This is a genomic window from Rhizorhabdus sp. GW822-FHT03C02 (assembly GCF_058801765.1).
The window spans coordinates 374,838-401,272 of sequence record NZ_JBXANN010000003.1 but is presented as its reverse complement, the minus strand read 5'-3'; the positions used below and the strand labels follow the sequence as shown (position 1 = coordinate 401,272).

11 protein-coding genes are annotated in these 26,435 nt (G+C 61.5%); 4 read left to right on the top strand and 7 right to left on the bottom strand.

The genetic code is table 11. The features are described 5' to 3' along the window. Window positions 1-2 precede the first annotated feature (2 nt). The 4 genes from AC1RM6_RS11665 to AC1RM6_RS11650 are packed head-to-tail and all read right to left on the bottom strand — an operon-like array spanning window position 3 to window position 19,131. The gene (locus AC1RM6_RS11665) at window positions 3-14,924 is read right to left on the bottom strand and encodes an SPM autocatalytic domain-containing protein (RefSeq protein WP_493101283.1); all 14,922 of its coding nucleotides are present in this window, start codon (window positions 14,922-14,924) and stop codon (window positions 3-5) included. A 9-nt stretch (window positions 14,925-14,933) separates the two neighbouring features. Continuing rightward, window positions 14,934-15,581 carry a hypothetical protein gene (locus AC1RM6_RS11660; protein WP_493101281.1) on the bottom strand — a complete coding sequence of 216 codons (648 nt, stop codon included), beginning with the start codon at window positions 15,579-15,581 and terminating at the stop codon, window positions 14,934-14,936. Further along, entirely contained in the window at window positions 15,578-16,987 is a 1,410-nt protein-coding gene (locus AC1RM6_RS11655; protein ID WP_493101279.1) for an HlyD family type I secretion periplasmic adaptor subunit, read from the bottom strand. The genes AC1RM6_RS11660 and AC1RM6_RS11655 overlap by 4 nt, the downstream gene beginning before the upstream one ends. Continuing rightward, the gene (locus tag AC1RM6_RS11650) at window positions 16,987-19,131 is read right to left on the bottom strand and encodes a type I secretion system permease/ATPase (protein ID WP_493101278.1); all 2,145 of its coding nucleotides are present in this window, start codon (window positions 19,129-19,131) and stop codon (window positions 16,987-16,989) included. Before AC1RM6_RS11650 ends, AC1RM6_RS11655 begins: the two co-directional genes overlap by 1 nt. Before the next feature lie 796 nt (window positions 19,132-19,927). Here AC1RM6_RS11650 and AC1RM6_RS11645 point away from each other — a divergent pair. Then, window positions 19,928-20,368, top strand: coding sequence for a DUF2958 domain-containing protein (locus tag AC1RM6_RS11645; protein ID WP_493101277.1), 441 nt, complete (start codon window positions 19,928-19,930; stop codon window positions 20,366-20,368). Between the two features lie 84 nt (window positions 20,369-20,452). After that, window positions 20,453-22,300: a ParB/RepB/Spo0J family partition protein gene (locus AC1RM6_RS11640; protein WP_493101276.1), complete on the top strand. Its 1,848-nt coding sequence runs from the start codon at window positions 20,453-20,455 to the stop codon at window positions 22,298-22,300. 138 nt (window positions 22,301-22,438) lie between these two features. Here AC1RM6_RS11640 and AC1RM6_RS11635 read toward each other — a convergent pair whose 3' ends face one another. Beyond that, window positions 22,439-22,726 carry a hypothetical protein gene (locus tag AC1RM6_RS11635; protein WP_493101275.1) on the bottom strand — a complete coding sequence of 96 codons (288 nt, stop codon included), beginning with the start codon at window positions 22,724-22,726 and terminating at the stop codon, window positions 22,439-22,441. A gap of 376 nt (window positions 22,727-23,102) precedes the next feature. Here AC1RM6_RS11635 and AC1RM6_RS11630 point away from each other — a divergent pair, with 376 nt between their 5' ends. Next, entirely contained in the window at window positions 23,103-23,423 is a 321-nt protein-coding gene (locus AC1RM6_RS11630; RefSeq protein WP_493101274.1) for a DUF736 domain-containing protein, read from the top strand. Window positions 23,424-23,896: 473 nt separating this feature from the next. Here AC1RM6_RS11630 and AC1RM6_RS11625 read toward each other — a convergent pair whose 3' ends face one another. Both AC1RM6_RS11625 and AC1RM6_RS11620 read right to left on the bottom strand, forming a co-directional pair. Further along, window positions 23,897-24,541: a phage tail protein gene (locus AC1RM6_RS11625; protein WP_493101273.1), complete on the bottom strand. Its 645-nt coding sequence runs from the start codon at window positions 24,539-24,541 to the stop codon at window positions 23,897-23,899. Window positions 24,542-24,783: 242 nt separating this feature from the next. Next, a complete protein-coding gene (locus AC1RM6_RS11620; RefSeq protein WP_493101272.1) occupies window positions 24,784-24,918 on the bottom strand; it encodes a hypothetical protein in 135 nt (44 codons plus the stop codon). A 196-nt stretch (window positions 24,919-25,114) separates the two neighbouring features. On the opposite strand from AC1RM6_RS11620, the gene AC1RM6_RS11615 reads away from it, so the two are divergent. Further along, a complete protein-coding gene (locus AC1RM6_RS11615) occupies window positions 25,115-26,035 on the top strand; it encodes a HEPN domain-containing protein (RefSeq protein WP_493101271.1) in 921 nt (306 codons plus the stop codon). Window positions 26,036-26,435: the final 400 nt, after the last annotated feature.

Genomic DNA, 26,435 nt, shown 5'->3' with positions numbered 1-26,435 from the left:
CCTCATGCCGCCGAAGCGGTCAGCCAGTCGTAACGGGTATCGGCTGGGGTCTTGTTTGCAAGCATTTCGTCGATCGCGCCGGTCGCGCCGAAGCTCGCCATCGCCTGCACCATCTGGGCGATGCGCTGATCGTCGACGATGCCCGCGTCGCCGGCATCGACCGGCTTCTCGGTCGCCGCCCGCATCGCCGCGAGCTGCGCCGCCGAGCCAGCGCTGGCGACCTGGGTGCCGCTGCTCGGGGTGAAGGCCAGCACCGCGTCACCGACGGAGCCGGTGGTGCCGTCGCCGCGGGTGAAGCTGCTCGTGCCGAGCAGCACATTCTTACCCGGCTTCACCGCGCGGTCGATCGTGGTCTCCTTGAGCGAGATGCTGGCGATGTCGAGCTCGCCTAGGCCCTTGAGTTCACCGGCGTCGCTCACGCCATTGTCGTTGGCGTCGATCCAGACCTTTAGCTCTCCGAAGCGCTTGTCGTCGGCGCTGATCTTGCCGTCCTTGTTCGAGTCGAGCGCCGACAACGCGTCGAGATCGGACCGCACCCCGGCCTTCTCGCCGAGGAAGGAGAGTTCGGCGGCGTCGGTGATCAGGCCGTCGCCGTTGCGATCGATGACGAGCAACCCGTCGCCCCTGCCGACCCAACCGGTATCGTCGACGATGCCGTCTCCGTCCATGTCGAAGCGGGCGCCGCTCTTCTTCGCCGACCGCATCTCGACACCGTCACCGTCGAGATCGAGGATGACCGGCGCCAGCATGCCGACCTGCCGGTTCGCGAAGGTCAGGATCGTCGCCGGCGAGATCTGACCGGCCGAGGGATCGAAAGTCCCCTGCCCCATGCGGGTCAGGTATAGCGAGCCGCTGCGCGCCTCGACCCGATATTTCCCGGCCTTGCGATCGAGATGACTGGTCTGCATCGCGAAGGCGCCGGAAGTGATCGGCGCCGCACCGGCCGCCGCGTCGCCGGCGAGCGCGCTAGGCCGATAGGCCATCGCGATGTCGACGGCGCTGACGGTGGTGCCGTCGAGCTTGGTCAGGCCGATATGGTTGTAGATGGTGGTGCCGTCCTGGTCCGCGGCCTCGGCGACACCATCGCCGGTCAGATCGATGGCCGTGATCCCGGCTTGCGCTAGACTCTGCAACTCGCCGGTATCGGTGACGCCATTTCCGTTCCGGTCGAACCACAGCAACAACTCGGCGTAACGGGCGTCGGCGGTGGTCAGCACCCCGTCGCCATTACTATCCAAGCCCGACAGCCCCTCGAGATCGGTCCGCGCGCCGGGCTTGTCGGCAAGGAAGCTGATCTCGCTGATATCGTCGATCAGGCCGTTTTCATTGCGGTCGATCGCCAGGAAGGCGTCCCCGGACTGGATCCAACTCGTCCGATCGGCCGTGCCATCACCATTCATGTCATAGCGGACCGAGCTCGCGCCGAGCCGGACATAGTCGATGTCGTCGCCATTCCAGTTGACGATGATCGGCGCGGCAAGTGGGTTGCCCGACGGCTCATATTGCAGAATCACGTCACCCAGCACACCGCTGCTACCGTCCGAACGTAAGAATTGCGACGTGGCATAGACCAGATTGCCTTCGCGACCATCGTCTTCGCCGGTCAGATTCAGTTGCAGGTTGAGCGCTGCGACGCCGAGATCGGACAGCCCAAACAGTTCGCTGCTCTGGCTCACCCCGTCCTGATTGAGATCCCGCCACAGGCGGAATTCGCCAAAGCGGGCATCGTCGGCATCGAGGAAGCCGTCGCCGTCGCTGTCGAAGCTGCGCAGTCCCTCAAGATCCGAAACCGCGCCATCGACGTCGCCAATGAAGGAAATCTCGTCCGGCCCATCGATGGTACCGTTGCCGTTACGATCAAGAGCGAGGATTGCGTCATCGGAACCAACCCAGCCGGTACGGTCGGCGATGCCGTCACCATTCATGTCGTAGCTCGCGGTCGACGAGGCGAGGTCGACCAATTCGATACCATCGCCGTCGAGATCCAGCACGATCGGCGGGATTGGCCCCGAGGTACCCTCGCCATAGGTTATGTTCAAATAGATATATGCGGTCGCCCCAGCCCTATCCTTTACCTCAATCACGACCGAATCCACATATCGGTTATTGTTGCCGGCATTGTATCGGACCATGATCTGGCCATCTGGCGTCACTTCATAGGCGTCGATCGGTCGCGACCCCAGGTCGGAATTGCCCACCGACACCACTCGATAGGTGATCAAGTCGCCGATGTCTGGATCGTGATGGACGATATAACCCAGCGACCAGCCATTTTGAGCGACCTGGCTGTAATGGATATCGGTGTCATCGACGGTCGGCGCCGGATTTTCGTTCACGTTCGTAATATCGATGTGGAAGGTACCGGAGGCGACAAACGCCCCGTTCGATGGATCCACCGCCTCTACCGCAAGATCATAGGCTCGTGGCCCGGTCTCATAGTCGACCGGATCGCGCATCCGCAGTTGGCCGAGCCCGTTGATCTGCCATGGACCACTGGTCAGGCTGCCACCGGCAAACCGCCAGGTCATCGCCTGTCCCTCGGGGTCCCGCAGCATTTCGGTCGAGAGGTTGGCGATCACGGCGTTGGGACCCAGAGCTTCCAGAGGTTCGGGGACCGAAATCGACCTATTCACGAGGGTATGCGGTTCATTCACGTCCTGAAGATTGATGGTCAGCGTTCCGCCGACCGTCACGCCCCCGGTACCGAGATCCTGAACCGTGACTCCATATTGGTACCGGTGATTGGGTGCGGTCTCGTAATCGATCTGCGCCCCCCCGTAGACTGCGACGGCGCCGCTCAACTCGTTTATCACGAACCTTTGATCGGCCGTGACCGTCAACCCATTGTCGAAGCGATATCTGAGCAGCGACGCCGAGCCATCATCCCACGCCCCAATCGTGCCGACAGAGGTCGACGCGCCGGCGTTCTCGGTCAGACTCACAGTGAGAGTAGACGCGGTAAAGACGGGCGCTTCGTTCACATCCTCGATATAAACTTCATATTGGTACGAGCCCGACTGCGCGCCGAACTTGTCGACCGCCGCCACGGTGAGAGTGGCGACCTTGATCTCCTTCAAACCGTTATTATCACGATCAAGATCGAAATCCGCTCCTAAGCCCCACTGCCCCTTGTTGCCGCGGATCCAGTCCGCGGTCCAGTTGGCGGTGTCGACGACGATCTGGTTGCCGACGGCCTTGAACCAGCCGTTCGAATTCCCCTCCAGGATCACCAGGCTCGCCGAATCCCCCTCGTCGGCATCAGTGAGCGAGAAAATTGCCTGCGTTCGCCCGACATGCGTCTGGCCGGCGAAGGTTTCCTTGAAGATGTTCGATGTCTGAAGCACTGGTTTGGCCGGCGCATCGTTGACATCGCGAATGAACAGGTTGACCCAGATTTCATTCTCGGAACTGGTCAGGGCATCCTTCGCAATGAGGCGCGCCCAACCGACATGCACCTCGAGCCCCGGATTGCCGTCCCAATTATAGACGCCATAGCCGGCGGCCCGGTAGGTTTCGAAGTCGAAGTTGGCCGACGAAGAAAGTCGTAGATTCGCACCGTCGATTGTAAAGATATTGGCGAAATTTCCCGGCGCGTCTGGCTGGTCGGGCGCGAAAGCCATGGTCGGCGTCGTCTTGTCTGGATCGGCGAGTACGAAGGTGGCCACCACGATGCCGGGGTTTGCCGGATTCGCGCCCAGCCCGGTTTCGTCGAGATAGATCGCATTGGTCCCGGATATCGTCGGCCGCTCGTTCAGATTGTTGACCGTAATCGTCGCAAGCGTTGCCGCCTGGTTCCCGTTTGCGCCTTTGTTGTCTGTCGCCGTGATCCAATACTGGCGCGTCGGATCGGGATCTTCGGCATTCGGCACGGAATAAGCGGTGATCTCACCGGTCGTCGCATTGAGGTAATAGCGGCCATCCCAGGACAGGTTCGGATCGTCGGCATGGCCGCTGCCGTTGCTGAAACGGTAGACCTGCTGGCCGAAGGGATCATAGGCGCTATCGCCATCGCCCGCGGTGACCGTACCGACAGAACTACCATAAGGCTTGTTCTCGTCGATCCAAAAACTGCTGTACTGCGGAAGCGAATTTAGCTCGTTGACGTTGTTTACAATGAACTGAAGCGACGTCTCGGTTCGATTGCTCGCGCCTGCGCGGTTACCGTTATCGACCGCAGCGACCGTATAGGTTCGGGCGGTGTTGGCGCCCAGGCCTTCATAGTTGAGCGTGCCGACCGATCGAACCTGACCGTCGCTGATCCCGATTGAAAATAGCCCGTCACTGGAGACCGAGCTCAAAGCCCCGTTGTTGACGAAATAATATTGCTGCCGGCCAAATTCATGGCTCGGAAGATCGTCATCCGATGCCGCGACGGTTATGATCGGACCGGTGACGTTTTCGTCGACGGTCTTGGAATAGGCTCCGGCGAAACGATTTGGTTCGTTGACGTTGTTCACCGTAACGGTCAGGATCTTATCCACGTAGAGATTGGCGCTGTCCAACACGCGCACCGTTATCTGGTGCGTACCATTTTTCTCGAAATCGATCTTGGTGGCATCGGCGATCGACAGTTTGCCGTCGACGCTGAGCGTAAAGCGCCCCCCGGCATCGTCGAGCAACTGATAACGCAGGACCTCGTTCGGACCGTCGGGATCGGTGCCGGTGAGCTGCCCGAATTGATAGAGGTTGGGCTTGTTCTCGTCGACGGTGCCCGTCAACGACACCCCGGTCGGAGCACCGTTGATCACGATCCTCGCCACCGCTTCGCTTGAAGCTGCCGTCAGCCCGCCCTCCTGGGCGTAGGCAATGACCTTGAGATCAAGGTCGGTGCCCCATCCAACCGGTGCGGTCAGTGTCAGCCCGACAGTCTGCGCTTGCGTAAGGTGCCATTTGCCGTCGCTGACATAGCCCGCGCTCAGGCTGACGCCGGGTAATACACCGCTGATGACGATATCATGGGTCTCCGACCCGTCATTGTCGGTGAACTCGACGTTCAACGCGAGCGGGATGGCGGTTCCCGAATTGCCAGGCGACGCCGCGAACTGGCTGATCGTCGGTGCATCCGGCACCGCCGCGATCGTCACGTTGAACTCCTGCGATGAATACACGCCGGCCGCATCGCGAGCGGTCAATTTGATCGTGGCGACGCCGCTCGCTCCGGCCCTGGGCTTAATGGTCAGTGTGCGATAGCCATCGTCGTCCAGAGCCTGACTGACAGTGATGTCGCGTACCGCGTCCTCGAAGAGCGCCGCGCCGGACGACACCGTGGGAGTGACGGTGATGCCAGTGGGCACGGTAATGTCGTCCCTGACGCGGATCGTCGCTGAGATCTGCCCGTCTTCGTCGATCTGGAAATTTGGCACCGGATCGATGATCGGGGCCAGGTTGTTTCCCCAAAATTGCTGCCAGTTGGTCTTGTAACTGTTGTTGGCGTTCAGCGTCGCCAGTTCCGATGCGGTTTGCGGCTTGGCGAAGCCCTTCATATACTCTGTCAGCCCTTCGATGTTGACCATTTTGGTCGAACGGCTCGAGGCGAGCAGGAAGTCGATCTTGTAGTTGCTGCGCGTATAGACGTCGGTGATTCCGTACCAGTTGACGATCGTCGCGGAGCCGCCGCCGATCACGCTGATCTTCAGGTCAACGCCGATCTGCTCGAACCAGAGTTCCGCTGCGTCAATTTGCACACCATCATCCTGGAACCCGATGACGTCGATGTCATTGCCGGTGGGATCGAAGTTGTTGATCGTGTCGGAACCGCTGTTCCGGCCAACGACATAGGTGTCGTTCCCCAGTCCGCCGTCGAGCGTGTCGTTGCCCGCACCGCCGATCAGCAGATCATTGCCGTCGTCGCCATAAAGATAATCGTCGCCCGCCCAGCCCTGCAGGGTATCGTGGCCCGCATTCCCGTGCAGGATATCGTTGCCGACGAGGCCTGGATTGGACGTACCGGCGTCCCCGACGATGAAGTCATTACCGTCGCCCCCGGATATCTCGTCATTGCCGGCTTCCCCGAACAGCGTGTCGGCTCCGGCACGCCCTTCGATGACGTCGTTGCCAAGGCCGCCCAGAATCATCTCGTCGCCATTGCTGCCGCGAATGACGTCAGCAAAGTCCGTGCCCGCCACCTGCTCGATGCTGTCATAGGTATCGCCATAAGCGAGGCCCACTCCGCCCAGCGGATCGAGCATATCGACGACGACGCCGACCGTTGCGTTGGTCGTGGCGTTGAGCTTGGCGAAAAAGACCTTGTCGTAACCGTCGCCGCCATGAAAGGCGTCGGCGCCATCGCCACCATAGAGGATGTCATTCTCGGCATCGCCGAACAGTTGATCGGCCCCGTCGCCGCCATAGAGGACGTCATTGCCCTCGGCGCCACGAAGCTCGTCATTGCCCGCCGACCCAGACAGGGTATCGCCGCCGGTGCCGCCGAGCAGCGTGTCGTCGCCCGCTCCGCCATCGAGACTGTCGTTGCCCGCGAACCCTTCGATGTAATCGCGGTTGGCCTGGCCGACCAGATTATTGCCATCATCGGTCCCGCCCAGATAATCATCCTGGTTGATGACGGAGAAGCTCATAACCACGGTTTTGGTCTTGGGGTTCGGCATCGCGTCGGTCGCCTTGACCGCGACACTGACGGTTGCACCTGCTTCATAGTCGATGCTGGCGTCCTGGCGGAGCCAAAGCGTATCGCCGATGATCTGAAAACGGCTATCCGTCACCGAATAGCTGTAGTTGTTCACCGCGAGACCGGAGATATCCGCATCGACGGTGGAAAGCGTTCCGAGCAGGATGGCGGGTCGCGCCGTACCCGGTCGAACACGGTCGCGTTCGACGATACCGTCCACCTCTGCCGCGAGGAGGATATTGGTCGGTGCTTCGTTGACATCCTCGACGCGGATCGAAGTCTGAATAGGCGCGGACGTAAGAAGCCCGTCAAAGGCCTCGACGGTGACGTCGAACTGCACCTCTAGCAACCCGTCATTATCGAGATCGACCAACGGCGCATGCGACCCGTATAGGGTCTCGAAATCCGGGTCGGTCAGAAACTCGACGGTGTTGCCGTTGATCGTGAACAGCCCGTAGGGATTGCCATCGGCCGTGAAGCGCAATGTCGGCGTGCTTTTATCGGGATCGTCCAATGTGAACCGCGCGACATAACGGTCGGCGAGCGGCGTCGAGGTCACTTCTGCGAGCGTCGTGCGCCGCTGGCCAATGGTCGCGGTCGGCGCCTCGTTGATATTGCGGATGTTTATGTCGATGGTGCCGGATGTCCGGGATTGGGCGAGCGGGGCAAGCAGGCCGTCGACGGCCTTTACTTGCAAACGGATCGTGGGCCCGTCGGTTTCAAAGTCGAGCGCCTTGCCCTGGAGCAGGCGAATTTCGCCGTTTACGACGGCGAAACGCGAACTGGTGACCGGAACGGTACCCCGCACCTCCTGGACGATATAATTGATCTGTCCGGAGCGTTCTGTGGGCAGATCGGGATCGGTGGTGCTGACCGTCGCTATCGCGATCTCGTCGAGGACGTCCCCTACCAGCGGGTGATCCCGCTCGGTGATCGGGTTGGTTCCGATCAGCGAGACAGGGCTGAACATGGCGGGGCGCTCGTTGACGTCCTCGATACGCACGGAAAAGGACGTCGCATCGACCGAGTAGAGGGCGCCGTCTTTGGCCCGAACCGATCCCGTTAGCGTGATTTCGGAGAGATAGTCAGTATCGCGATCGCGGTCAGAAGTGTCGACCTCGAAACCGAGACCTACCAGCGTCTCGAAACTGACATCGTCCTTGAGGCGGACCTCGTTGCCCGAAATAACGAAAAGACCGAACGGGTTGTCCACCAACTCAAGCGTCAGATTGGTATCACCATCGGTATCGGTCAGGTCGAAGCTCGCGACTGTCTTGCCGGCCGTATGCGGGTTGTTGCCGATATATTCGGACAAGGTGAGCTCCGCGTCCGTGCGCCGCGGTGCGTACGGCACCTCGTTTTTGTTCAATACCGTGATCGTTATGGCAGAGACAGAGTAAGTCTGGCGGGACGGATCACTCGTGTCGATGGCCCGCACGAGGATCTGATGAGTCGGGTTGACCTCGCGATCGATCAGCAGCGGCGCCTCGACTTTGACCTGTCCCGCCGATGTGATCGAGAAGCGTCCGCCGGCATCCCCGCCGGGCTCCAGCGCATATTCTATAGCATTGTTTTCCGGATCGGTCGCGGTGACATAGCCGATAAAGCCATAGTTTGGATTGGCGTCGCCAGTGACATGCTCGGTCACCTGCAAGAGCGTGTTATCCAAAATCCGGATGTTCCGCGGTGCGTCGTTGACCGGTGCGATCGCGACAGTCGCTGTGCGCTCGACCGACTGGCCGTCGGCATCGGTGGCTATGATCGTGAAGCTGTCGGTACCGTTGAGGTCCGCACCGGGGGTGTAGAGGAATTTTCCAGCGGCGGCGTCGACGACCGTCAGCGTGCCACGCTGCGGACCGGCGCCGGCCTTCACCGCATAGCTCACGACATTATGGTCGTGATCCACAATGCCCCAGGCACCATCAATCTGGAGTGGCGTGTCCTCATATCCGCTTAGGAGCCGGGGCGTCGGGGGCGCAGTCGGCGCGGCTTTGCCGGCCGCATGCCAATAGGCGTCGGCCATCGGCGCGGCGGAGCTCTGGATCGCACTGAGCGTATCGGCGTCGTCGAGATACAGGGTGAAGTTCCCGGCATTGATGGCGTGAATCTGCCCGCCGCCGGCATCGAACAGATTCTTGACCCGGAGCTGCGTCGCCGTCCCCACGATCGCGATCACCAGGTCATGGCCGTTGGCATCGCGCGCGAAACTGATCTGGTCACGGGTCAGCCCGACCGCATTGATAACGTTGACGCCATCGACATCGACGAGTTCGTCGCTACCCGAGACGGCGGTCAGCACATAGGAATCGTTGCCAAGGCCGCCATTGAGTTTGTCGCTACCGGCTCCGCCATCGATGGTGTCGTTGCCCGCATCGCCCCACAGCTCATCGTTACCCGCGCCGCCGATCAATTTATCGGCGCCATCGCCGGCATGAACGATGTCGTCACCGTCGCCCGCGGTAAGGCTGTCATCGCCGTCGCCGCCGCTGATCTCGTCGTCGCCGCCGCCGCCGTCGAGGACATCATTGCCGGCCTCTCCGAAAATATAATCCTTGCCTTCTCCTCCCGAGATTCCGTCCGCACCATCGCCGCCGTACAGATGGTCGTTGCCATCGTCGCCGATGAGGACGTCGTCGCCCGCATATCCGTAGAGATAGTCGTCGCCACCCAATCCGATCAGCCGGTTATTGTCGGCATTGCCGCGTAGCGTGTCGCCCCCCGCCTGGGAGCCAACGACATGTTCGATCCCGATAAGCGTATCGCCCTCGGCATCGCCGCCATGCTCGACGGCGCCATCGGACAGATCGACCTGGACCGCCACCGTCGATCCGACATAACGGACAGTGTCTCCCTTGGCGAGTTTGGTATCTTCGCTGTTGGTCGTCGACCAGACGATCGCGCTGTTGCCCCCCCCATTGAGGATATCGGCGCCTGCGCCGCCTTCGAGCACATCGTCGCCATCGCCGCCGTCGAGCTGATCGGCACCACCATAGCCGACCAGAACATCGTCGCCGGCTCCGCCCGACAATTTGCCGACGAACGCCTGGTTCGGGCGGCCATAGGCGAACATCAGGTCATTTCCATCCGTACCGGACTGCAATGCGCCGTTGTTGGCTCCCCAGATGATGCTGCCGTCCAACGCAACCCGGAAGCCATCGAGGAGTTGAAGATATTCGACCTTGTTATTCAGCTGGGCCGCATCGAGTTGCCCCTTGACCGTGACCTGGGCGTTGGTGGGGTCGAAGCGGACGATCAGGTCGGTGCCGCTCACGAGCAGTTGGATGTCGCTCAGCGACTTGAGCGCGTTGACCTCGATCGCATCCTTGTCTCCGCCATTGGCAGACGGATCGAACCTGGCCCTCATCACCTGCTGGGTGCTGATCCGGCCGAAGCCACCTTTCCAGTTGGACTCACCCGTGGCGGCGTTTGTCAGGATATAGGATCCGGGCTTGGGCTCGGGCGGCCGCGTTCCTGGCGTATAGACCGGCGTATATTTGTCGTAATCGTAGATGATCTCGTCGCTGTCGGTGCGAACGGTGAGGCGCCAATAAAAGAGCGTGTCGCTGCCCGGTTGCTTTGTGGTCGTCGCTTCCCATGTGACATTGTCGAAACCGTCCTTGAGGACGGTTGCCGAGGATGCGGCCGGTGCGACCGCCTCCTCAACGATGAACGCACCTTCCTCGATCGTGTCGGCGCCATCGTTGAGCGACCAGACATAGGTGTCGCTACCGGCGCCGCCCCGGAGCTTGTCGGTGAGCAAGCCGCCGGTCAGGACGTTATCGCCCTCATCGCCTCCGAGTTCGTCGTTATAATCGCTTCCGGTGAGATTCTGGATTCCCGAATAGCTGTCGCCCAGAGCATGACCGGTATTGACATTGGCCGCGCCCAGATAGGCGCGTGTCGCGTTCGCCGCGCCGGCATAGGATGCGGTGTTTTCGCCATCGCCACCAATCAGCGTGTCGGCGCCCAGTCCGCCATTCAGGATATCGTCGCCGGCGCCGCCGTAAATGATGTCGTCGCCGTCGCCGCCGCTGATCGTGTCGCTGCCGCTGTTGCCGTTCAATATGTCGTTGCCGCCTTCGCCGGTCATGACGTCGTCGCCGGCGCCGCCGGTCGCCCAATCGGCAAGCCCGGTGCCCTTGACCTCCTCGGACTGGTCGGTCCCGGTGATGAGGTTGATCGCCCCATTGGCGATATCGAGCGCACCCGTCTGATAGAAGACAAGCTTCTCAATCTGTCCGGGGGTCCGGTACCAGTCCTTGATCGTGATGCGGTCCAACGCCGAGGCGGCGCTCGACAATTCGGCGTTCTCGCTCGAGATCACCAGCGACAGGTCGCGACCATCTGCGGACTTTTCGAGGATGATGTCCTGGATGCGAATATCGGGGGCGAACTCGATCCGATCATCATCATATTGCTCGTCGCTGGCCAGGCTGACGGCATTTTCCGGCGGGTTGAAATATCTGAGAATCCCGGTCTGGGCGTCCCAGTCATAGGGACCCACAAACCGAAAATTAGGATCGAGCGCCGTGCCGAAATTCTTGTAAATGAGCTTGCCGTTGAGCGTCACTTCGCCGGTGACGGCATTCTCCACGACGGTCCCACCAATCCAACCGCTCTGCCAGACCGTGACCCAATAATCGGCATAGTCGTCCATGACCGTGTCGCGGCCATCACCGCGCGAGAATTTGAAAACGTCGTCGCCCTTGCCGCCGACGACGAAGTCGGCGCCGCGACCACCGCTCAGCTTGTCGTTGTCGGCACTGCCGTAAATCCGATCGTCACCGGCATCGCCGCTGATCGTGTCATTCCCCCTACCGCCGATCAGGACATCGTTGCCTGTCCCGCCTATGACGATGTCGTTGCCCCATCCGGCCTCGACCTCGTCGTCGCCAGATCCACCGTTCGCGACATCGTCGCCACCGCGTGGCAGGACGAGATCGCCGCCAGCCCCGCCATAAACGAAGTCCCTGCCGTTCGTGCCGATCAGGACATCGTCGCCCGAGCCCCCCACCAGGAAACTCGCGAAATTGCCGATCTGGATCTCATTGCCGTCGGCGAACTTGAGCCATTCGATGCGTTTGAACGGGTTGTTGAACCAGTTCTTGAGGGTCAGCTGTGCCCCGGAAAAGGTTTCGACGTCGGCGACGGTCTGCATCACCTGCACGAAAAGGTCGTCACCCGAACGCTGCAATCGGATATCGCCGATATCGATACCCACGCCCAGCACGACCGCATCCTCGCCACCGAGGATCGCACCCGAAGCCTCCGTTCCAGCGGACGTGCCAAGCCAGTCCTTGCGAACCGTACCGGTGGCAAGGCCGGTCAGACGCGCGGCCACCTGATCATCCGGACCAACGGGGGCTCCAGCGGCGTCCTCAGTGACGATGCTGATGCCGTCGCCCAGTCTCAGCAGATATTGATCGCTGCCACTTCCGCCACGCAGATCGTTGCTGCCGGCACCACCAGCGAGAATGTCATCCCCCCCGCCGCCGATCAGCGTGTCGTCGCCGGCACCACCCTCAAGCCAATCCGAACCTTCTCGGCCACTCAGCGTATCGTTACCGGCGCCGCCATCGAGATAGTTGCCGTTGCCGCCAACTGTGCCCGGCTCAGCGCCCCCCGCGTAGAGCACGTCATCTCCGCCGTTACCGAAGATCCAATCATCAAGCTTCCCCCCATAGAGTGTATCTGCGCCAGCTCCCCCGAAAATATTATCTCCAAGATTGGACCCATGAACAGTGGCACCTTGATCGCCAGAATGGATCGCCGCAGCCGTGTTGATAATCTGACCGTTATATCGCCCAGACCGGATATCAATGGTGCTCGAGGTGGGATCATCTATGATCGAATATGAACGGACATCGATTGTATCCCCCAGATTACCGATCGGCTCTCCCGTTTCCACGTCGGTCAAGGACCATGTTCGTCCACCGTCCAGCGGTGAGATTGAAGCGCGAACGATTGAGGCGGGCGCTGCGGCACCGCCGGCAAGGCCATCATATATTTCGTCAAGAAATGTTTGAAATCCCCCATTCCAATCAGTCGCATTGCGCCTGTCGAGCTTCAGCTCGACAGCCCGTGCCAAGGTCACTAACCAGCCTGCGGCGAACTCCGATTGGGGATTATCTGCAATTAAATAATCTATTACTTCACGATTATTTATATATGTATCGTAATCTTTGGCAATCTCGATATCACCAGCCAGGCCATCTAGTGTGAACTGCCCAGCCGATCCGGTTCCGTCAGGGTTAATTTGCCCACCCGCGATTCCGACAAGTCCAGACACAGCCCGCTTGATTATAATATTACCACCCGACAAGCGATTTATTATGTCATTAAGACCGACATATACCCCAAAATTAAGAAGCCTGTCCGCACCGTCCCGTCCGCTAAAACGCGCTGTTATACTATCTTTGGATGATGATGATTCCGGGCGATAGACAAAATCTGTCGACCGCATGCCGTAATTTCCTGACACGACACCAGCCGGATCAGCCAGATGAGCGCCACTAACGTCCAAAATGGAATTGAAGGCGTTGGCGGCTGCACCGGCGATCTGAGTGGCGGCCGCCATGCTGCCGCCTTTTTTCGCGTATGCTCCTGTTACCGCGAATCTTCCTTGCGCATCATCCCAGCTTACATCCGCGCCCGATCGCGGCGTCCCCCCAAAGAGCGAACCAACCAAACCACCCAAAATTGTATCGACAAAAACGATCGCAGCGACAACAGCCACCGCCGCAAGCGGATGTACGAGCGCAAAAGCCGCTGCATTGGCAAAACCGGCACTCGCAGCTATGCTACCGAGCGCAGCCGCCCCCGCGAACCCCCCATAGATCGAACCGGCGAGCGACCCGAGTTGCCCACCGACGCTGTTAAACGAGTGCACTTCCGTGGCGAGCTTGGAGCCAAAATAACTTCCGACAACCACGGCTAGCGATGCCGCATTTATGTTGTCGAAAAGACTGCCTGTCTTCGTGACGGGACCGGCTCCCAGGTCCACCTGATATGGAACACCTACATTGGGTATATTGAGTATAATTTGAGTTAGGACAGACCCACCAATACTTGCGCCAAGCTCTCCCGGAATTCCACCAATCCCTAAAGAGGAAAATATTTCAGCAGCAACGAAAGATGAAAAGGCGCCAACTCCGGCGTTTTCTATATTATTAAGAAGAATTTGATCGATATTGGCGTTGATGCCAATAATTTTTCCAGCGGCGTCTCGCTGGAAAAAATTAGTCGAAACATGCCCGCCAAGGATATCGCCATCGATGAATTCACCCATCGCTCCAAGGATTACACTCAGAGATCCGGAAGCAACCACTTGGCCAAATGGATTGTCAGTCAAGCGCCTACCAAGGGCCGTACCGAACGCCGAACCAAGTAAGGCACCGTCAATATTGACAATTGCCCCGGCGACTTCCCCGATATAGTGCGCTGCAGATAGCGCATCCTCTCGAATGATTCTGACGTTCTGCGGAGCGTTCGCTTTATCAACATGCCTCCGATTATACGAAGTCTCGAGTGACTTTTGCTGAATCCTCGCTCGGGCCTCAAGAAATTGATCGTCTGTTACGATCCAAGTAGTCCTTCCAGCGTCCTGCGAGAATACGCCATGCGCGTTATCGAGCGCCCCTTGAATTTGTCCTTCGGTCCATTCCGGATGCCCGAAGCGGATCAGACTTCTGGCGCCAGACTCTGAAATAAAAGCGTCATTTAGCTTAATGCTGGAATTAACAGACTGAAGATATGGCAGCGTTGAACGAAAAATTCCAATCTGACGGCCGGCTTGACTCTCAATCTGAAACGAATTTAGATAAACCGGATCAGTCAATACAGTTTGAAAATTAGCAGGAAATCTGTCCCAGATATGCTTCCCATACTGCGGATGATTTACTCCCTCATGAAGAAAATCTATTGCCATGCTGTCATAATCAATGCCCTGCGGCGAGGCAGCTTGATTAAAATTCAAAAATGCTTTTATTTCATATGTTCGACTTGGATCATCTTGGAACGGTTTTATAAATGGCGAAAAGCCATCGAGATACACCGATGAGTCAGCATAACCAAATGCAGAGACTGTGGCGCGAGTAACACCTATCAGCTCGATACCTTCACCGGCATATTTCTGAAGCCTCTCTGCTGCAATTGAAGACAGAGAAGAAATCTTCGTTAGGCTCGCCGCAAACTTATCTAAATCTACCCCACCAGTCGCAGTACCTAGCTTGATTGTCACAAATCCGGCAGAGTCCGGGACAAGGAATTTTCGATCTGCGCTGACAGAATAATGTACCATTTTATCCGCCTATTTTATCCGAAATTTCGGTGAATTTACAAGAAGAGACAGCCTCATGGAGATAAATGTTCCGCCACGCTCATATGCTTCACCGAAATAATTAATCGCATCGCTAATATTTCCGCAATATTGACTCCAAAGCCCCCTCGAAATCGTGGCCTGCACTAGATTTTCCTGAAGAGACTCAAGAGCAGAATCGCCTCCCGGCCGACAAAAATCTCGCTGATGAGACATGTCAATCAATATTTTGAAATATTTTTCTTCTAACGTATCCGATCCACTCCTTCGTAGATCATCATCTAGAAAAATATCTTCCACACATTTTCTACCATCAATTCCGCCATTATATATGAATAAAGGTGACAAACTTGAGATACGGACATTTTTACATGAATAGCGCGCGATATTATTAAATGGCGCTATCGCTCTGAATAAATCACGCGCAGTCACATGCGCTTTGGGGGGGGCGGCTCTAATCCCTCTCGCCGTTTCATTTCTACTTCCTGTGTCAGCGGGATAAACAATCATTCCGGCACGACTAGGGATAGCGTTGATCGGGCTATCGGCTCGACCAAGACACCCCGGAAGAAGAAACGCCAGTAGCAGAAGATGAGGCCACTTTTTCAAATGACCGTGGCGATTAATGAAAAATATCACCGCTCTCTCCCTGCCTCATCGACTGCGGTCGCAATCGGACTTAACAGATATTGGATGATCCGACGTTCGCCGGTCTTGATCTCGGCCTGGACCGCCATGCCCGGGCCGAGCGGGATATCGCGGCCGGGCAGGTGCATGACGCGGGAATCGAGGCGGATGCGGGCGTTGTAGAGCAGCCCGCGCTTCTCGTCGTTCACGGCGTCGCGACTGATGTCCATCACATGCCCCCGGATCAGACCGTAATCGGTGAAAGGAAAAGCCTCAAGCTTGAGTCGGACGGTCTGTCCATTTCGGATGAATCCCACGTCGCGGTTCAGCAATTGCGCTTCGACTTCGATCGCGCTGTCACTGGGGACTATGATCATCAGCGCCTGGGCTGGCTGGACGACGCCGCCGATGGTGTGGACGGTGAGTTGCTGGACGGTGCCGTCGACCGGGCTGCGCAGCAGCTGGAAGATCTTGCGCTGCGACGACTTGCGCAGTTCGGAGGCGCGCAGGCTGGCATCGTCGCCGGCCTTGGAAAGTTCGCTGGCGGCGTCGCTGGCGAAGCCCTGGCGCAGCTCGGCCATCTGGCTGTCGATATTGGCGATCGACGCCCGCGCCTTGGCCGCGGTCGCCCGCTGGACGTCGATGTTGCGCAGATGCTCGATCCGGAGCTGTTCATATTCGAGCAGCCGCAGCTTCGAGAAATGGCCGCGGCTGGCGAGGTCACGCCGCGCCGCGAGCTGTTCGTCGACCAGCGGCAGCGTCTGTTCGAGCTTGGCAATCTCGGCCGCCGCCGAGGCCAGCTCGGCGCGGGCGCCCGCGCGCTGCTCGACCAGCCCGGCCTTCTTGGCTTCATAGGCAGCGATGCCGGCAGCGATCAGCTGGCGCTGGACCGCGACGGTTTCGGCGGTGATGCCCGGCGGCGCCACGAACGGCGCATCCCGGCCGGCGAGATGGGCGAGGAAGACGGCGTTGCGCGCCTCGGTCACCCGCGCGGTCAGCAGGCCCTGGCTCGCCTGGTCCTCCTCGGCGCCGCTGATCGTCGGGTCGAGTTCGACGAGCAGCTGGCCCTTGCGGACATGCTGGCCCTCGCGGACATGGATCGCGCGAACCACGCCGATCTCGATCGGCTGGATCAGCTTGACGCTGCCCGAGGGCACGATCTTGCCGGTGGCGACCGCGACCACGTCGAGCTTGCCGATCAGCGACCAGAGCAAGGCGAGCGCGAACAGGCCGCACAGACTGAGCAGCAGAATCCGCAGGCCCGGGCTGGGCGGGCTCTCCATGATCTCGAGCGCGGCGGGGAGGAACTGGGTGTCGGAGACCGCGCGGCGGCTCTTCTCGGCCTCGTTCTCGAGGCTCCAGGCGGTGCGCAGCACGTCGAGATGCCGCGCCATCGTCGGAAAACGCTCGGCGAGCATCAGGCAACGCCCCCCATCTGGCGGCGGTGGAGGTCGGCATAGCGCCCACCGGCGCGCAGCAGTGACTGGTGGTCGCCGGCTTCGGTGATTTCGCCAGCCTCGACGGTGATGATGCGGTGGCACTGGCGCACCGCCGACAGGCGATGGGCGATGATCAGCACGGTGCGCCCGAACGAGATCCGCCGAAGATTGGCCTGGATCACCTCCTCGCTTTCGGCATCGAGCGCCGAGGTCGCCTCGTCGAGGATCAGGATGCGCGGATCGCCGATCAGCGCGCGGGCGATCGCGATGCGCTGACGCTGGCCACCCGACAGGTTGGCGCCGCGTTCGTCGATGATCGTGTCATAGCCCTGCGGCAGCGCGAGGATGAAATCATGGGCGCCGGCGAGCTCGGAGGCGGCGATTACCCGCTCCATCGACAAGGTCGGATCGGCGAGCGCGATATTCTCCCGCACCGACCGGTTGAACAGAATATTCTCCTGCAGCACCACGCCGATCTGGCGCCGCAGCCAGGCCGGGTCGACCAGCGCGAGATCTACGCCGTCGACCAGCACCCGCCCCTGTTCGGGGACATAGAGGCGCTGGACCAGCTTGGTCAGGGTCGACTTGCCCGATCCCGACGGGCCGACGATCCCCAAAATCTCTCCGGCGTCGACGTCGAGCTCGACCCCGCGCAGCGCCTCCGAGGCATCGGGCCGGTAGCGGAAGCGGACCTTGTCGAAGCGGATGCGGCCCTTGACCGGGGGCAGCGCAGCCCGGCCGGGATTATGTTCGGGCTCGGGCACCGCGTTGAGGACGTCGCCGAGCCGGTCGATCGAGATGCGGACCTGCTGGAAATCCTGCCAGAGCTGCGATAGCCGCAGGATCGGCGAAGCGACCCGCCCCGACAGCATGTTGAAGGCGACCAGCGCGCCGACGGTCAGATCGCCGGCGATCACCGCCTTGGCGCCCCAATAGAGGATCGCCACCGTCGTCAGCTTCGATACGATCTGGATCAGGTGGTTGCCGATATTGGCGAGCGAGGTGACGCGGAAGCCGGTGGTGGTGTAGCCCGCGAACTGGCGTTCCCACTGGTCGCGCATCCGCGGTTCGACCGCCATTGCCTTCAGCGTCCCGATGCCGGTGACGGTTTCGACGAGGAAGGCCTGGTTTTCGGCGCCGCGGGCGAATTTCTCGTCGAGGCGGGCGCGCAGGGTCGGGGTGATCAGCACCGAGATCGCGACATAGAGCGGGATCGACAGCAGCACGATCATCGTCAGCTTGACGCTATAGAGCAGCATCACCGCGAAGAAGACGATCGTGAAGAACAGGTCGATCACCACGGTGACCGCGTTCGAGGTCAGGAATTCGCGGATCCGTTCGAGCTCGCGCACCCGCGCGACGCTGTCGCCGACCCGGCGCGCCTCGAAATAGCTCAGGGGCAGCGCGAGCAGGTGGCGGAACAGCCGCGCGCTGAGTTCGGCATCGACCCGGTTGGTGGTGTGCGCGAACAGCCAGTTGCGCAAGCCCGACAGCAGGGTTTCCCAGATCAGCACCACCGCCAGGCCGATCGCCAGCACGTCGAGGGTCGACATCGAATGGTGGACGAGCACCTTGTCGATGACCAGCTGGAAGAAGATCGGCGACACCAGCCCCATCAGCTGGAGGAAGAAGGAACCGACCAGCACATCGCGCAACGCGCGGCGATATTTGACGAGCGCGGGGATGAACCAGCTGATGTCGAACGGCCGGGCGACCCCGGCGATCCGTTCACGGGTGGTCATGAGCAGCACACGCCCCGAGGCCATCGCCGCGAAGGCGTCGGCCGCCATCACCTGCGGACCCGCATCGTCGGGCCGCTGCACCAGCACCTGGCCGGCCTGCTCGCCCTCGCCGAACTTCAACAGGATGACGGCGCCGCCGTCAGTCGCCTCGGCGATCGCCGGCAGCGGCAGGTCGCGCATCGCCGCCGGCGCGACCGGCTTTACCCGCGCGACGAGGCCGAGCCCCTTCGCTGCGCGCACCAGTTCCTCGAGCGTGAACGGCGCGTCGCCGCGGCCGCGCGCATGGATGAGCTGGGCGGCATCGGCCGGCACCCCCAGGAACTTCGCCAGCAGCACGAACGCGGACAGCGTGGTATCGAGATCTTCCGGTACGGACGTCATGCAATCGACGGACGCAGCAGATTGCCGTGTCCCAACAAGTTCAACATTTGGCTGATGCCCCCATCAGAATTTGCGGTGCATAGCGTGGGTTCGGCGGCAAACGAAAGCCTGGTTTTCCGGGATTTGCTTTAGTTTCGAGGCCGTGACGATCGACGGCGATGGCCCAAAGCGCGGTTTTTCGGGCCGGATATCGACGAGCACGATCGAATTTGTCTCCATTATGGACTTTGTTGTTGGCGGTTTGGCGCTGTCGGTGACGTCTTCTTGGGTTCGGCGGGCGTCCAATGCTGCCGTTCCGGCCTGCCGAACGTGGCGGGGACCAGGCCTGGCGCCTCGCGCCTTCGGCGCGATCGCGCTTGATGGCTGCGCCACCGAGCCCCGTGATGCGGGTCTCGTCCCGGTCGGGCGACGATCGCTGGCGCGGGGCCGGCGCGGGCGCGCCATCCCTGACGCGGTCGCCGCTCGCGCGGCGGCGTTGTCGGTGGGGCCCTCCCGGAGGCGCGGGTCTGGCCGGCGCGCCCTGCTAGGCCCGCCGCGGCCCGCGGCAAGCCGGGCTGCGCCCGGCTGCTCCTCTGCGTTGCGCCCCTGCGGGTGCCGCTTTCCGCTGTGCGCGGGCCTTTGCGGGCTGTCTCGCCGCCCACCCCCGCTTTCCGGGGAGGCCCTGTGGCTTTGGGCAGGCGGGGAGACGAACGATGGGTTCGACCTTCGCAGCACGCGACCGGGAACAGGGGGACGCCGGGTCTGGCGTGCCCATTCGATCCGACAGGATTGCCATGGCGGCACGGGAGGCGATGGCATGATGTTGCTGCGCCCCGAACTCTGCGCCCGGCTGCGCGGCAATGCGGTCATGCGCGCCGCTGCCGCGCGGCGCGGGCGTCCCGCCCCCGATCCGCTGCCCTTGGTCAAATTCTGTGCGCCGGTCGGGGTCGCGACATGGCTGGCGACCGAGATCGGTCGTGACGGCGATACGCTGTTCGGGCTCACCGACGGGGGGATGGGCCTGCCCGCCTGCGGGTCGTTCAGCCTCGCCGCTTTGATGGAGGCCGAATTTCCCTGCCGCCACGGCGTCGAGATCGACCTGTGTTTCGCGACCCCGCATCCGCTGTCGCGCTGGTGCGCGCTGGCCCGGCAGACCGGGTCGATCGTCGCTGCCGAGGCGGCGTTGCGGGCCGTGCCCCGCCTTGATCCCGAGCTTCCGTTCGAACCGGTCCCGATCGGGGCCGGGGCGGGCGGCTGACGCGCGGCGCGTTTCGCCGCATCCCAGGCCGGTCGCGCCGCCCCGGAAAGACCGACGCGACCGGCGCTCACAAGGAGCAGACACATGAAACTCGACTTCATCCCGCTCGACAGGATCATATCGAGCAAGACCAATATGCGCGGCGGTCGCAGGGCCCCCGACATATCCGACCTGCTGCCGTCGGTGCGTCGGCGCGGCATCCTCGTGCCGATCCTCGTCCGCCCGGCCGATCCGCCCGACGATGGGACGGGGGACGGTGCTGTCGCGGCGGCTGGTCGGTTCGAGGTGATCGCCGGGCGGCGGCGCTGGGAAACCGCGAAACTGGTCGCCTCCGAGGTCGAATGCCCCGAGCCGATGCCCTGCGCGATCATCGAGGCGGGCGACGATGCCGCAGCGCTCGAAGCGTCGATGCTGGAGAATTTCCAGCGGCTCGACCCCGACGAGGTGACCCGCTGGGAGAGCTTCACCCGGCTGGTGAAGGAGGGGCGGACCCCCGAGGATATCGCCCTGACCTTCGGCCTGCCCGAGCTGATGGTGACCCGGACGCTGGCGCTCGGCAATCTGTTGCCGCGCATCCGCGACCTGTACCGCCGCGAGGCGATCAACGTCGCCACCGTCCGCCATCTCACCATGGCGAGCAAGAGCCAGCAAAAGGCGTGGCTGGCCTTGTTCGACGCCCCCGACGACCATGCGCCGGCCGGCGCGCAGCTCAAGGCATGGCTGTTCGGCGGCCAGTCGATTGCGGTCAAACATGCGCTGTTCGACATTACCACCTATGACGGTGCGATCGTCGCCGACCTGTTCGGCGAGGATGGCTGGTTCGCCAATGCCGACCGCTTCTGGACCGCGCAGGACGCGGCGATCGCGGCGCGTCGCGCCGAATATCTCGAAGCCGGGTGGCGCGATGTCGTGATCGTGCCGCCGTCGGCACAATTCGCGGCGTGGGACTATGTGAAGACCGCCAAACGCAAGGGCGGACATGTCTATGTCGATGTCCGCAGCAGCGGCGAGGTGATCTTCCATGAAGGCTATCTAACGGCCAAGGAAGCGCGGCGTCTCGCCAAGGGCGAGACGGGCGAACCGGACGGCGGCGCGCCCAGGCCGTCGCGGCCCGAACTGACCGCGACGCTCGGCACCTATGTCGATCTCCACCGCCATGCGGCGGTGCGGGCCGAACTGGTCGACCATCCGGGGCTCGCGCTGCGCCTGCTGGTCGCGCATGCGATCTGTGGATCGCCGCTGTGGCAGGTCGGCCCCGACCGTCGCCGCGCGCCCGATGCGATCGCCGACAGCGTCGAAGGAAGTGCGGCCGAGGCGGCGTTCGACGGTCATCGTCGCCATGCGCTGGCGCTGCTCGGGCTCGGCGACGACGGCGAGACCGTCGTCGGCGCGCCCGGCTGGGATGCGCTGCCGGCGGTCTTCGCGCGGCTGGTGGCGCTGCCCGATGCCGATGTCATGGCGGTGCTGGCGATCGTCGTCGGCGAGACGCTGGCCAGCGGCAGCCCGATCGTCGAGGCGCTGGGGCAGCATCTCGGCACCGACATGGCAAGGTGGTGGAGCGCCGACGATGCGCTGTTCGAGCAGCTGCGCGACCGCGAGCTGCTGCTCGCGGTCGTCGGCGAGGTCGCGGGCGAGATGGTCGCGACCGCCAACGCGAGGGAGAAGGGCAAGGCGCTGAAGGCGATCGTCCGCGCCCATCTCGCCGGTGACGGCGGGCGCGCGAAGGTCATTGGCTGGGTGCCGCGCTGGATGCGTTTCGCGCCCGGCGCCTACACCGCGCGCGGCGGAGTGGGGCCGGTCGCGGCCCATGCGCGGGCGCAGGCGGCGCTCGCCGCCTGCGTTTCCGATAGTGCCGCCGAAGGTGCTGCCGACGCGGGCGCTGTATCGCAGGCGGGCGAGGGGCAAGCGGGCCCGGCGGTGCTGGCCGCCTGATCCGAGGGCGGGGCGGCTGCGGTCGCCCCGCTTTTCCCCTGGTCTCCGGAAGGGGATTTGTGGCCGCGCGCCGCGCCCTGGCGGGCGCGGCGCGCGGTTATCCATCATGGTGCAAGCTTGCGCCGGACCGCACCCGCCTCATTCGTCTCGCGGTGTGGAAATCTGGCAATCCTCCTCGGCGACGACCTTCCCGTCGACGATGCTTGCAAGCCGCTGTCCGTCGAGGAACAGCTCGACATGATGGCCTATTCCGAACGCCGATAGCTTTTCCCACGCGTCCCATTCGTCTGTGGCGTCGAGGCGGTGGCGTTCGAGCATCTGCCATGCATAGTCGAGATGTACGAGCCAGAATGTCATGGCATCACGGTAGCACGGCGCTGATCGCGCGATAGCCATTCTCTCCGATCCGGACTGGATTGTCGCCATTCGCCCGCCGGCAGGGCGGTCCGGGTGAGATGCGATTTGGAGCGATGCGAGAGATCGTCTGGATCGTTGAACCTCGCCTCGGTAGTTCCCGACATAAGCCGCGCGATCCATGCGTCTCCAGGAGCATAGCCCCCGAACCTGTCCGGCTCCTCGGCGCTTGACCTGGGCCGGTCGCGGACCGGCGAAACCATCGCCCGCCGCTTATTTCCCCATCCGCTGCGCGGCCTCCTCGCGGCCGCTGCGCTCCAAATAAGCGGCGTTCTCCGGTCCTGCGCTGGCGCTCCGGCCTGACGGTTCGCCGGCCCGCTGGTCCCGGCCCGACGGTCGGCCCATCGCCCGGAAATGGTTCGCGGGCGGCAATGCAAGGAGACTTACGATGTCCGCAATCGGTTATGTCCAGAAGCAGGCGAACGGCAGCTTCAAGGGCGTCCTCACCACCCTCTCGGTCCGCGCCGAAATCGAGATCATCCCCATTCGCGGCAAGACCGGCGAGCAGCCCGACTATCGGGTCCGCGCCGGCAATGTCGAACTGGGCGGTGGCTGGATCCGCACCGGCGATCTGTCGGGCCAGGAATATGTCCGCCTCTCGCTCGCCGCCCCCGAACTGGGTCCGCGCACGCTCTACGCCAATCTCGGCCGCGCCGCCGGCCAGGGCGACGACGACAGCTATGCGATCATCTGGAATCCGGCCGACTGACGCCGGACGGCCCGCCGCCTTCGGGTGGCGGGCCTCTTCCAATGTCGGCGGCGCGCCTGGCTCGCTCGGAAGCCGCCAGCCTTCGCCCACCCGGCTGGCGATCTGAACCAATTACCAAGTCGACTAGGGGACGGCGATCGTCGCGGGCGGTAGGCAGCCGAACGACTGATACGGGGGGCGTAGAAGCCAGGCGAGATCGGCTGATGCAACGATCGCTCGTGCGACGCATCCGCACACCGAAAAGATAGCGCAGGAACATTTCGTCGAGGTCATGCGATCAAAACTGCGGTCGGTAGCCTCGGACGATTGTGCTTGGACGTCTTGAATTGAGGGCAGTCGCCGCTTGTATCGTCGAGTTGGATCGCCAAAAGACTCAGAACTTCACGTGATGTCGTTTCATCCACCTCCCCCACTTGGTCACGAAGCGAATATCATGATCCCTCGCCCGCTCACTGTGGTCTTTTGTCTTACTGTTACGGTAGATCGGCAAGCGCTGCTTGATTTCCGGTACAGTCCCGCCCGACGAAGATGAAATAGTAAACATAGACATTCTTCGGCCGCGTTTCGCTTTTGAAGCGTACCTCACCCGCCGCGGCATCGCTTGAATTCACCGGCTCCCCAATGAAGCCATAATTGTCACCTGTCTGCAATTTTGCGCCGCCACCCTGCGGATAAGGACCTATTCCTTGGCCACTCTTTCCCGTGTAGCTTGTCTGCCGAATTTCATGCTGGTGATCACCGGGCAGGTGGCGATGCTGCTGGAAAGCATCGCCCTGCATTGATCCTACCCGGTTGCCGGTCGCTCCCTTCTTGTCCGAATAGCGATCGCCACGATCGGAATCGTATCCTCCGTTGCCTCCATAACCTCGCATAAATAGCCCGCGCAGGTCCGGAAGCAGGAATTCGGCAGCATTGTCCGCCGTGCCCCAAGCCTCTCCCAGGGCATCGGCAAGTTCGCTAAAATCGCTCCGTGGGAGCGACTGGCCCTTGGCTGGCACCCATCCATTCCGGTAAAGCTTTGACAGTGCTGCGGCATTGGTCTCGCGGATTGCGAATGCTCGTATTTCGCCTAAAATTCCTCGAAGATCCTCAGCAATAACATCACCGCTACCGCTCATTTTCTATCTCCAACGAAATTTCACTCCTAAGCATAGGAGTTTCCTAAACCGACTGACCTTTATCATATCTTCAAGGGGCGAATCACGCCAGAGCCAAACGTGCGCGTTTATCGTTACATAGCAGGACGAAATTCTCAATAGGATCAGTTCTGTCATTATATTGATTTCAGTACGTTAGGCTCATTTGGAATTGGGTGTCCTCACGACATGCGGAATTTCGTATTAATGCAATAAGGACACGTTCATGCTGCTTTCTGCAAATCGACGATCTTTCGGAATTCCGCGAGACCATCGGAATGGCCCTGCGCGAGAGGTCGCAAGACGCGGGCATTGCCCGACCGCAGCACGGCATCGTGCATGTCGAGTTGCAGGAGCACATAACGATCCCGGATGCGGTTACTGGCATCGCAATTTGGCTCATTTCATCGACCAGAGCCGCCGGGCCATTGCCGACCACCGGTCATGGCTGGGCGGCGCGGCCCTAGCCGTGAGCCAAGTCACAAGGCCAGCCGGTTTGGCATCGGTTCGTCGAATTATCTTGGCAATCCGGCGCTATCGGGCGATTCTTGGTCCATGAGGCCGATCACCGCCAAGGATGTCGAACTGCCCGAAGGCAAGCGCCGCGAACTCGATTTCGTGGTGCAGCTGATCCGCGACGGTTTCGCCGAGGCGATTGCCGGTAAGAAAGCCGAACGCCTTGCCAACGGGCGACTGCTCAAGATCATTTTGTTCGGGTCGTATGCGCGCGGCGACTGGGTCGAAGACCCGGTCGGGCGCTATTTCTCCGACTACGACATCCTCGTCGTCGTCGATCATGACGACCTCACCGACGTGCCCGAATTCTGGCTCAAGACCGAGGATCGGCTGCTCGATGCGCTGTCCGAAGGGGCCCATCTGCGCACCCCGGTCAGCCTGATTTACCATACCCTCGACGATGTGAACGAGAAGCTGCGGCTCGGGCGCTATTTCTTCATCGACATTGTTCGGGACGGCATCTCACTGCTCTCGGAGGCGGGCCATCCATTCGCGAAACCCGAACCCTTGTCGCGCGAGCAGGCGCTAAAGGAGACGCGGGAATATTACGAAGATTGGATCGAAGGAGCCGGTCAATTTTACCGGCAGTACCAACATGCGGTTGTCGATGGTGCGCCCAAGATAGCCGCTTTTGATCTCCATCAAGCGACCGAGCGGCTCTATCATTGCCTGCTTTTGGTCCGCACTTTGTATAGCCCGAAGACGCACAATCTGAACCGATTGCGGTCGCAAACCGAGCAGCTTGAACCCCGGTTGAAGGCGGTCTGGCCGGGAGAAAACAAGTTCGAGCGGCGCTGCTACGACCTGCTTCGCGCCGCCTATGTGAAGGCGCGATACTCCCGCCAATATCGCATCACCGACGAGGAATTGGCGTGGCTTGGAGAGCGGGTCGAGCTGCTCACGACGATTATCCGCGAGCTGTGTCTGGAGCGGATCGAGACGCTCGCCAAAGCCGCCTGAGCAGGTCAGCTTCGCGGATTTCGCTGCCCACATCCCCATCCTGATCTTCGTCTCCGCTGATGGAATTCGGCCGCGCTCTGCGTGGCCATCTCTTTTTCTCGCCGGCATTTCGTGGCGCCCTGTCGGCAGAAATTGGCGGGGTTTTCGCGAATTGGTGCGGATCAGCGGCAGAATGTGGCGACGGGCGGATGGCGTCCATATCCGTCCATGGCTGTTTGGGCTGCGGTGAAGCGAGGGAGGGGCAGGTAAGGCAAGATAAAGCCGTGCCTCCGCAAGGCCCGGAAACGCTGTCTGCACGTCTTCTTCTGTGGAGGCATGGCCGAGACCACGCCTCCATGAGATGAGCTAAGGCCCGGATTCCGGGCCTTTTGGTGGAGGCCCTTGAAGGCCGATCCCGTGC